Source organism: Bacillus sp. JJ783 (genome assembly GCF_036963225.1).
Taxonomy (GTDB): Bacteria; Bacillota; Bacilli; order Bacillales; family Bacillaceae_G; genus Bacillus_A; species Bacillus_A cereus_U.
The window spans coordinates 33,503-43,906 of sequence record NZ_JBALMG010000050.1; the positions used below are offsets into that span (position 1 = coordinate 33,503).

Sequence of the window (10,404 nt, forward strand, 5' to 3'; positions counted from 1 at the left end):
TTTAATATATTTTGCTAAAAAAACAATGGGTGTGGGTGGGAACACGATGATCCAAGTTGCATTTTATCCCGCTATTTGCGGGCAGTAAGATCCCCACCTCAAAATTCAGTGAAAGCAAAGAAGTTAGGTGGGGGATCAACTGCCCGTAAAAGCCCGATTGGTGAGGGCTGATTAAAGTTTCACTTTATTTTTCAATTTTTGCCCATTTGAAGTTTAATTGACCAGCAAAGTCTACTTGCACAATGCCTTTTACAAAGGATCGCTCTAAATAAGATTCTCCCTTTTGGTAAAGAGGAGCAATAACAGAGTCTTTAAATAATATTTTTTCTGATGCTAGTAACGCTTCCCAGCGAGCTTTTTCGTCACCAGCCAAGGTAGTTTTAACTTTTTCAATTGTGTCATCAAACTCTTTATTAGAGTAATGATCTAAGTTGTAAGGGTTATTCGTTGTAAACAATTCAAGGAATGTAATTGGATCAGCAAAGTCAGGACTCCAACCGTCAATTCCAATCTCGTAGTCACCTTTTAATAAGAGTGAAACTTGTTGTTTACGTGGTTGCGGTTTTATATTTACTGTTAAGCCATCTAAATTCTTTTCTAGTTGTCCTTTTAGGAACTCACCAGTTTTCTTCTCAAGGTCACCATCACTTGTTAATAATTCTAATGTTATCTTTTCAGAACCAAGTTCTTTTTTTGCTTTCTTCCATAATTCTTGTGCAGATGTTGTATCAACTTTTGTTAAATCGCCGTTTGCAGTACGGAAGTCTTTTCCATCAGGCCCTTTTGCAAAGTTTTTTGGAACGAGACTAAAGGTTGGTGTAGAGCCATCATTTAATAACGTATTTACAAAGGATTTTCGATCAATAGTTTGATCAATCGCTTGGCGCGCAGAAACGTTTTGAAGTATTTTATTTTGTTGATTCATACGTAAAAATTGTACCCCTACGTTCGGACGTTCTTTAAAGTTAGCATCCTTTTTATATTTATCAACGAAGTCAGATGTTAGTTTTATACGGTCTAATTGTTTGGATTCGAATAAATTTACTTCTGTCGATTTCTCTTTCACAACGTTGAAATTGATTTCTTCGAGTTTGACATTATCTTTATCCCAATAGGTAGAGTTTTTCTTAAATTTAAAGCTTTGTTCATGCTTCCAATCGCTTAGTGTAAAAGCTCCGTTGTATAAGATTTTATTATCTTCTAAAGCGTACTTATCACCTTGTGCTTTAAAGAATTCCTCGTTGATTGGTAGAAATGTTGGGAATGCCGTTAAGCTAATAAAATACGGAACAGGGCGCTCTAATTCTACTTCAAACGTATGGTCATCAACTGCTTTTACACCAAGTTGATCGGCTGGAAGCTCTTTACTATTAATTTTTTTAGCGTTTTTAATATCAAAGAATAAAAAAGCATATTCAGAGGTTGTTGCTGGATCAACAGCTCTTTGCCAAGCGAAGACAAAATCTTTCGCTGTAACAGGAGTACCGTTTGACCATTTTGAATCTCGTAAATGGAATGTGTATTTCGTTTTATCGCCACTTACTTCATGAGATTTTGCAACACCTGGGACAGGTTTGTTACCTTCACCAAGATTATACAAACCTTCAAATACGTTTCTCATTACCTGACCAGAATCAGTATCTGTAGCACGAGCCGTATCCATTGTTCGAATCTCAGTAGGTGAAGATAAGTTTAAAACTTGTTTACTAGGTGCCTCATCTTTTGCATTTGCTCCGCTCGCTTCGTTTTTATAACTACCGCAACCAGATAATAAAATACTTACTCCTACAACTGATGCAATACCGGGTACAAACTTCTTTTTCATTTGATTTTCCTCCTAAATAGTTAATAAGATTGGATGATGATGAGGGAAATGAAAAACAAAAAATCCCTCTTTTCGTATTGAGAAAGAGGGATTTCTACGTACAAGTTATGCACCCGTATATAAACGAAGTCCCTCATTCTATCTTTCAAGCACAAAGCTTGCAGGAAGTGGCACAGTATTCAAAATGAACCTGCTGCCGAGGTTTCAAAGGGCCAGTCCCTCCACCTCTCTTGATACAATGAGTAAACAAATAAATTTTATTAATTTTTGTGTTTCTTTGATAATTCAAAATATTACACCTTGGATAATGAAGTGTCAATCGAATGGGATATAGTTTAAATTTTCAGTTTTATCGAAAATAAAAAAACCACTGCATATGGCAGTGGTTTCCTTACTAAAAGTTAAAGTTATCTGGATCTGGACCAACGCGATGATTTTCATTTAAAGCTTGAATTGCTTTCATATCATCCGAGCTTAATTCAAAATCGAAGATGTTTGCATTTTCAATAATGCGGTGTTCTTTAATAGACTTAGGGATTGTTACAACTTCATTTTGTAGATCCCAACGTAAAATAACTTGTGCAGTCGATTTATTATATTTTGTAGCGATTTCTTGTAATGTTGGGTGATTAAGTAGCTGCCCCTGCATTAATGGTGACCAAGCTTCAAGTTGAATGCTATGTTCTTTACAGAAAGCATGTAGTTCTTCTTGTGCCAAACGTGGGTGGTATTCCACTTGGTTAACCATTGGTTTAATTTCTGCAATTTCAAATACGTCTTGCAGATGATGAATATGGAAATTACTCACACCGATAGCACGAACACGACCATCTTTATAAAGCTGCTCTAAAGCTTTCCATGATTCAGTGTATTTTCCTTTTACAGGCCAATGTACTAAATATAGATCTAAATATTCTAGACCTAATTTTTCTAATGTAGTTTCAAATGCTTGTAATGTTGACTCGTAACCTTGATCACTATTCCACACTTTTGAAGTGATGAATAAATTTTCACGAGGAATACCAGATTCTTGAATTGCCTGTCCAACGCCTTCTTCGTTTTTATATATGGCAGCAGTATCGATACTACGGTATCCATTTTTAATAGCTGCTTTTACAGAATCGATTACTTCTGATCCGTCTTCTACTTTAAAAACACCTAAGCCGAACCAAGGCATTTTCACGCCGTTATGTAATGTTGTGTAGTCGTTTAAACTTGTTAAAGTCATATTAATTCCCCCTAGCTTTTTTATTGGTCGCTTCAACTGCTTGTTGAATGACTTCTGAAAAATTATTTTCATATAGAACTTTTAAGCCTTCAGCCGTTGAACCTCCTGGTGTTGTTACTTGTTCGCGGAGCATAGCTGGATCCTGATTTTGCTGGAGCATAGCGGCAGAGCCAGCAATCATTTGAATGACAAGGTGTTTTGCTGTTTCCTCATCAATACCATAGCTTTTCGTTGCTTCAATTAAACCTTCAGCAAAGTGATAGAGAAAAGCAGGTGCACTACCAGTAACTGCGGTAAGTTGGTGAACTTCCTCTTCGGTACAAAACTGTGAGGTACCAATACCTTTTAAAAGAAGTTGTAACGTTTCATGATGTCTTTCATCTACGGAATTTCCCGTCGTGTATAAGGAGATAGACTTTCCAATGCCAGCAGCTGTATTAGGCATAATCCAGGCAACAGGTGTGTTTTCTGGGAGTCTAGCTTCTAAATAAGATGGGCCAATGCCAGCAGCTACTGTTACAACAAGTTGATTTGATATTAACGGAGATAACTCTGCTAATAGCTCTTCATGTGCAGAAGGCGGCATTGCTAAAACAATTGTATCTACAGATTTAATATGCTGCTTCCAATCAGTTGTAATCGAGAGATCATATTGAGTTTGTAATTGCGTTAGTTTTTCTCTGTTGCTTCGGTTGGAAACAATAATTTCTTCGATGTATTCTTTACTTGTTGTAAGTAGTCCAGCAAATATAGCTTCTGCCATACGACCGGCACCAATAAATAAAATTCGATGTTTATTAGGCATATCCTTTATTCCTTTCTGATGAGAATATGTTATAAAAAACGATACCATTTTTAAGAGAATTTTGTAAAAAGAAACGGCTTATAGTAGAGGGAATACAATTGGAGAGAGGGCAGGTTATATAAAAAGGGCTATGAAGATTATTATATTTGAAAAATAGTTATAATCAAAAATCCCTGAAGCATTTATGCTTCAGGGATTGATAAATTATAAGCTTATGCTTTCGTCATACCAAGCAATACAGCGCCGCCGATAATTAAAACACTACCTAGTGCAATAAAGATCAATTGACGTTTTGTTTTCTTTTCACCTAAGAAGACAATCGCACCGAATGTTGAGATAACGATTCCAGTTTGAGATAATGGGAAGCTTGTTGCTACTCCAACACGTGGTAATGAAAGAAGTAAGAATAAGTTTCCTGTTCCCCATAGTAAACCAGATAAAGCATTACGCATTGCATATTTGTTAAATGGTTTATGTTTAGATGTCAGTACAACCGCACCGACAAACATACCAACTGCCTGTGGTAAAATAGCAGACCAACCATCAATGTTATACCAACGAATAATAATTACATATACAAGATAACCGAAAGTAGAAACAATTAAAGTAAGAAGTCCCTTTTTCAATTGTCCTGGTGGCTGTGCATTTTCTTTATCATCTAGTGATGTGAATACTACACCAACTACGATTAATAGGATTGCAATCGTTCCCAGAACAATCGTTGTAGTAGTAGTCCACTCACGAAAAGCGATAACTCCAAAGATAGAAGTTGCAACAAGTTGCATACCAGTAGAAATAGTTACAGTAGTTGAAACACCTAGTTTTTCAACTGTTTTTAATTGGTTTACTTGTCCTAAAGCCCAGAATAAACCTGAAATAAAGCCAACAATCAAGACTGTCATTGTTAAAGTTGGTTGAGTAAATACATACATAATTGTTGCGAAGAATAGAGCACCGATTGTCATACCTACCGTTTGGCTATATGCACCACCGCCCATTTTTACGCTTACTAATAAGATGTTTCCCCATGCGATTGCAGGAAGAAGCGCTAATAAAATGTCCATTACAAGACTCCCTTCGGTTTTCTATACCAATATAATTACATATCGTTCTAACGATCGGTAATGCCCCACTAATAGAGTAGAAGATTACCGATCGCTAAAACAGGATGAAGAATTCACGATATAAATGCGTTTTCATTTCTTCATTTTTTGAAACACTTTCATATAATAACAGGAAATTACCTATTTTAGAAAGTGAATTCAAATAAAATGTATATTTAAATAAGAGGTAAAATTCAGTCATTAATCAAATCATTTTATTTTTCGGGAAATAAAAAGCAACTTTTGTCGAAAGTTGCTTTAAGAAGTAGTAATTCTGCTATTAATGAGTTGAATACATAGTAAGAATAGAAGGGACATACTAATCGTTATGATTACAAGTGTCCAAGCTAGTTGCATATTACTTGCATCAATAGCCATATAAATCGCCGTTGGAATCGTCTGAGTTTTGCCCGGTATATTTCCTGCAAACATTAAAGTTGCACCAAATTCACCAAGTGCGCGAACAAAGCTTAAAATCATACCACTTAGTAACGCAGGAAATGCAAGCGGGAGTGTGACATGTAGAAAAACTTGGTATTCACTTGCACCAAGATCGCGCGCGCCATCTTCAATTTGTACATTTGCGATAGAAAATCCTGTTTTTGCTGATTGGTACATGAGCGGAAATGCAACAACTGTAGAAGCAATGATAGCAGCAGTTGATGTAAACATAATGGACTGCTGAAATAATGATTCAATCCACTTTCCAATGGGACTGTTATTTCCGAAAATGATAATTAGAAAAAAGCCGATAACAGTTGGTGGAAGCACCATTGGTAATAAGAAAATAGTTTCTAGTAGTACTTTATATCGCCACGAGGAGCGCGCTAATGCTCGTCCAATAATCGTTCCCAAAATCGTAACGATAATGGTGGCGCACGCAGCTACTCGTAAAGATAGAAAGACAGGTGACAAAATTGTATCAAAGCTCATAGCAATTATGGCAGGAGTGTAAATCCATATTTCTTAAAGATAGATTGTGCATCTTTTGACTGTAAATATTCATAGAATGAAGTCGCCTCTTTCTTATGCTTAGATTCCTTTATAACACCTAAAGGATAGTGGATTGGCTCATGAGAATTAGCCGCTGCCGCCTCTACAATTTTCACCTTGTCTGAAACGAGAGCGTCTGTTTTATATACAATACCAGCATCAACATTACCTGTTTCTACATATGTTAACACTTGGCGAACATCTTTTGTAAATACGATTTTATTTTGAACGTCATTCCAAAGATTTTCATGTGTGAGAGAAGCTTTTGCATATTTTCCTGCAGGTACGGATTCGGGTGTACCAAGTGCGATTTTCTTGATTTTCTCATCTTTTAAATCTTGAAATTTTGTAAGAGAACTATCTTTTGGAACGACTAGAACTAGTTCATTTCCAAGAAGGTTTTTCCCTTCTTCTTCATTAATGAATCCTTTTTTAACAAGGGTTTGGAATTTATCTTCTGCTGCAGAGAAGAATAAATCAGCAGGCGCACCTTGTTCAATTTGTTGTTGAAGTGCACCAGAAGCACCGAAGTTAAAAGAAAGCTTAATGTTTGGTTCTTTTTCTTTATATTGCTGTTCAATTTCTTTTAATGCATCTTGTAAACTTGCCGCCGCTGATATAGTCAGCTCCACTGATTCTCCCTCTTTAGCAGCTGACTTTTCTTCGCTTGAACAAGCTACACTGAATATAAGAAGAAAAGAAAGTATAAGTACCCCAATGGATTGTAATGTAAATTTGTTCATAAAAAATCCCCCTTCGTTTACTAAATTAATTATAACTAAATATAACTAATTATAACTAGTTATAATTGAATATAATTTGAACGATATAGTTGTTTTTAAAAACTAGGAGAAATATTCTTTTCTTTGTTACAATGAAGGGAGAAAGTGAGGAATCGTCTATGGATCATCATTCCTACACAACGGAAGAAGTAGCAAAGCGATTAAAAGTATCAAAATTAACTGTATACGACCTAATTAAAAAAGGAGAACTTCCTTCTTATAGGGTTGGTAGACAAATGCGTATTGATGCAGCGGATTTAGAACAATATATCAAGCAAATGAAAACAGGTAAGGTGCAATTTACTTCTGTAAAGAAGGACGAAATTAGTAGTTCGAATACACGCATCATTAGTGGTCAAGAACTAACGTTAGATATGTTGGCAAAACATATAGAAAATCGTCTACCAAATTCTAATATATTAAGAGCATATCAAGGTAGTTTAACGAGTTTAGTGAAGATGTACCAAGGAGAAGGAAGCGTCGTTAGTTTGCATTTATTTGATGGCGAAACAGGTACATATAATGTTCCTTACGTAAAACGTATTTTAGTTGGACAACCATATATTATGATTAATTTATTAGCGAGAAATGTTGGATTTTATGTGCAAAAAGGGAATCCACAAAATATAAAAACATGGGCTGATTTAGCTCAGTCATCTATACGATTTGTAAATCGAGAAAAAGGTTCTGGTATTAGGGTGTTAGTGGATGAGCAATTGCGAATTCAAAAATTAAGTAAAGATATTAACGGGTATGAATGGGAAGAATCGAATCATCTTGGTGTTGCCTCGCAAGTCGCGAATGGAAAAGCTGATGTTGGGGTAGGTTCAGAAAAGTTTTCCCAAATTATGAACGTAGACTTTATTCCGATAATGAAAGAGCAGTATGATTTAGTACTTCTGAAGAATAAAGAAAATGAGGAACTTATTGAGGTTATAAAAGGGATTTTGCAATCTGAGGAGTTTCACAATGAATTAAAAGCAATTGGTGGATATGATATAAGCAAAACAGGCCAAATTATATATGAAACAAACTAAAAGGCTGCTTGTCTATAAGACGAGCAGCCTTTTCTATATATAAAGGGGTTGGGGAAACAAAGTGTTAAACAAGACTTTGAGCAAGTGTGTAAATGAAAGCTGTAAGAAGAGCTGCGCCACTTGCGAGTCCGATAAAGTCTGATTTGTTAAATGTAATATTGTTCATAATAATCTCTCCTTATTTGTTTAATGTAGTTGCAACTGCTTTTGCATCGATAAGTGCGGATAGCACCATGCCCATTGTATTGAAAAATTTGTTTGTTTTCATTTTGTTCATCATGCGTATCCGCTCCTTTTCGAATTGTTGTTGCCCTAATTTCTGTCTTAATTATATGAAATATGGCCGCCTGCAACTATCGAATTAGCTTACGGGAGACTTACACTTTTGTAAGAAAAAAAGACATTCGTGTAAGAATGTCCTTCACAGCATATTGATATGATGATGCTCTTCAATTGTTTTTAAAAAGCTACGCATCGAATTGGTCATGTAACTATCTTTACGGCGTATGAAAACAGTTGAAATACTACCGTATTTCTCCGGAATTGGATGGCAGTGTACTTTACCTGCTCTAGAAAGGTGCTGCACTGCAGACTGGGGGACGAGTGTAATCCCAAGACCGAGCGCTACGCTATTTAATATGGTTTCTAATATGTTAAATTCCATAATTCTTTTTGGTAGCAAACCTTCATCTTTAAGCCAACGTTCTAGCTTGGAACGGTATCCACATCCTTGATTAAAAACGAGTAGGGGCGTCGTAGTGAATTCTTCTATATGAAAAGCTTTATTTTGTGTAACAAGCATTAATTTTTCGGTGCTAACATCGTATTGTTCAATTAATGGATGTTTAATAGGACCTGATATAAATGCACCATCTAATTGGTGATCGATTACTTCTCTAATAAGTTCTTCTGTTAGACCAGCTTGTAATGATAGATCGACATTTGGATAGCTCTTATAGTAAGAAGACAAAATGGTCGGCAATGTGCTTACTGTTTCGACTGTACCAATTTTTAATATACCAGATGGTGTTTCACTATCTAAAAACACTTGTTTTAGCTCTTCAACATCTTGCAAAATTTTATGAACATAAACGAGCATTTTTCTTCCTTCAGCTGTTAAAGTCATGCCTCGTTTATGACGGTAAAAGAGCGGTGTTTTTAGCTCGTTTTCTAATTGTTTAATACGTGCGGTTACATTTGATTGTACGTAATTTAATTCCTTTGCTGCGCCACTTACACTACCGCGGTCGGCAACGCTCTGGAAGATTTGTAAGTCTCTTAATTCCATTTTATGCTCCCCCTTGATGTTAACTATCATTATAAATGATAGTTAACATCATTTTGAATCATTTTACGTGATATATTTTTTCTTTTACAATTCTCTTTGTGCAAATAGAAAGAAGTGGGGGATTGCGGTGAGAAGAAGTCAAATGATAATAGGTGCGTTGGCATGTTTAATTGCAAGTATGTCATGGGGAGCAATGTTTCCTGTTGCTGATCATGCACTAGAATACATAGATCCATTTTATTTTTCACTTATTCGCTATGGAGCGGTAGCAATAGTGCTGATTGTATTATTGTTAATGAAAGAAGGAAAGAAAGCATTTCGTTTAGAAGGAAGAGGAAAGTTACTCGTCTTTTTTGGAACGATGGCGTTTACCGTATATAATGTATTAATTTTTCTAGGGCAAATGTTAATGGGAAAATCAGGTGTAATGGTAGCTTCTATTATGGAGGCGCTTATGCCGATGATTTCCATTTGTATTCTATGGGGATATAAAAATATAAAACCGAAAAAGTATATGATAACGAGCATGTGTATTGCTTTTGTAGGAGCAGTGTTTGTTATTACGAAAGGTGACATGAGTTTCTTTTTAACATTGAAAGATAATATGTTTTCACTAGCATTTATATTTGTTGGTGTTGTAGGCTGGGTTATTTATACGATGGGTGGTCAAACGTGTAGCGATTGGTCAACATTACGTTATTCAACATTAACTTGTGTATTTGGGACAGCAGTTACAGGAATTATAACTATGATCATTACCTCACTTGGATATGTATCAGTTCCAAGTATGGGAACGATTTCTGTTGTGAAGTATGATTTGTTATTTATGATGACATTACCAGGTATCGTAGCACTACTTGCTTGGAACTACGGTGTGAAAATTTTATCATCAATTAATGGTATTTTATTTATTAACTTTGTGCCAATTACTACGTTAGTTATTATGATGATGCAAGGGTATAAAATAACAACATTTGATATTGTAGGAACATTATTTGTTATTGTAGCGCTTATTCGTAATAATGTTTGTCAGAGAAAAGAAGAAAATATAAATAAACAAGTTTTACAAGAAGAGCAATTGCGTCAAGCTGTTTAATAGGCAACTGGAGGATTTTATATGTTAGAAAGTTTATTGTTTTTCTTTGCTGCTGGAGTTGCCTGCGAGCTTGCAGCAATTAATCGAAATGGTCGTAAGAATATAAAACAACAAGCTGAACTGATACAGCTTTTAAAAGAATTGAAGGAAAGAAAAATTTAAAAAGACGACCGGGCATAGACGGTCGTCTTCTTCTATATAAAGGGGAAAGGGGAAACAAAGTTTATATAAGCGTAGCAGCGTAAAT

The 10,404-nt window shown here is 35.5% G+C and carries 11 protein-coding genes and 1 riboswitch; of the genes, 3 read left to right on the forward strand and 8 right to left on the reverse strand.

Features of this window, described 5'->3' with window-relative positions; genetic code table 11:
• Positions 1 to 184: 184 nt before the first annotated feature.
• The 6 genes from V7038_RS11000 to modA all read right to left on the reverse strand — a co-directional run bounded on the left by V7038_RS11000 (position 185) and on the right by modA (position 6,697).
• The gene (locus V7038_RS11000; RefSeq protein WP_002202031.1) at positions 185 to 1,825 is read right to left on the reverse strand and encodes a peptide ABC transporter substrate-binding protein; all 1,641 of its coding nucleotides are present in this window, start codon (positions 1,823 to 1,825) and stop codon (positions 185 to 187) included.
• A gap of 135 nt (positions 1,826 to 1,960) precedes the next feature.
• Positions 1,961 to 2,065: riboswitch (SAM riboswitch) on the reverse strand.
• A 154-nt stretch (positions 2,066 to 2,219) separates the two neighbouring features.
• Entirely contained in the window at positions 2,220 to 3,053 is an 834-nt protein-coding gene (locus tag V7038_RS11005; protein ID WP_335470192.1) for an aldo/keto reductase, read from the reverse strand.
• A gap of 1 nt (position 3,054) precedes the next feature.
• Complete coding sequence (gene proC / locus V7038_RS11010) at positions 3,055 to 3,858, reverse strand: pyrroline-5-carboxylate reductase (RefSeq protein ID WP_002113376.1); 804 nt, start codon at positions 3,856 to 3,858, stop codon at positions 3,055 to 3,057.
• A gap of 212 nt (positions 3,859 to 4,070) precedes the next feature.
• Positions 4,071 to 4,922 (reverse strand): GRP family sugar transporter, encoded by an 852-nt coding sequence (locus tag V7038_RS11015; protein ID WP_002113377.1) that lies wholly within the window; start codon positions 4,920 to 4,922, stop codon positions 4,071 to 4,073.
• Positions 4,923 to 5,219: 297 nt separating this feature from the next.
• Positions 5,220 to 5,894, reverse strand: a complete 675-nt coding sequence (modB, locus tag V7038_RS11020; protein ID WP_002151307.1) for a molybdate ABC transporter permease subunit — start codon at positions 5,892 to 5,894, stop codon at positions 5,220 to 5,222.
• Between the two features lie 5 nt (positions 5,895 to 5,899).
• A complete protein-coding gene (gene modA / locus V7038_RS11025; protein WP_283747254.1) occupies positions 5,900 to 6,697 on the reverse strand; it encodes a molybdate ABC transporter substrate-binding protein in 798 nt (265 codons plus the stop codon).
• Positions 6,698 to 6,828: 131 nt separating this feature from the next.
• On the opposite strand from modA, the gene V7038_RS11030 reads away from it, so the two are divergent.
• Positions 6,829 to 7,773 (forward strand): helix-turn-helix transcriptional regulator, encoded by a 945-nt coding sequence (locus V7038_RS11030; protein ID WP_283747253.1) that lies wholly within the window; start codon positions 6,829 to 6,831, stop codon positions 7,771 to 7,773.
• A gap of 64 nt (positions 7,774 to 7,837) precedes the next feature.
• On the opposite strand, the gene V7038_RS11035 is transcribed toward V7038_RS11030, so the two are convergent.
• Both V7038_RS11035 and V7038_RS11040 read right to left on the reverse strand, forming a co-directional pair.
• Positions 7,838 to 7,939, reverse strand: a complete 102-nt coding sequence (locus V7038_RS11035; RefSeq protein WP_002091422.1) for a DUF3948 family protein — start codon at positions 7,937 to 7,939, stop codon at positions 7,838 to 7,840.
• A 255-nt stretch (positions 7,940 to 8,194) separates the two neighbouring features.
• Positions 8,195 to 9,061, reverse strand: a complete 867-nt coding sequence (locus V7038_RS11040) for a LysR family transcriptional regulator (RefSeq protein ID WP_199661706.1) — start codon at positions 9,059 to 9,061, stop codon at positions 8,195 to 8,197.
• Positions 9,062 to 9,188: 127 nt separating this feature from the next.
• Between V7038_RS11040 and V7038_RS11045 the strand changes: the two genes are divergently transcribed.
• A complete protein-coding gene (locus V7038_RS11045; RefSeq protein WP_283747252.1) occupies positions 9,189 to 10,157 on the forward strand; it encodes a DMT family transporter in 969 nt (322 codons plus the stop codon).
• A 21-nt stretch (positions 10,158 to 10,178) separates the two neighbouring features.
• Positions 10,179 to 10,319 (forward strand): YrzO family protein, encoded by a 141-nt coding sequence (locus tag V7038_RS11050; RefSeq protein WP_199661708.1) that lies wholly within the window; start codon positions 10,179 to 10,181, stop codon positions 10,317 to 10,319.
• Positions 10,320 to 10,404: the final 85 nt, after the last annotated feature.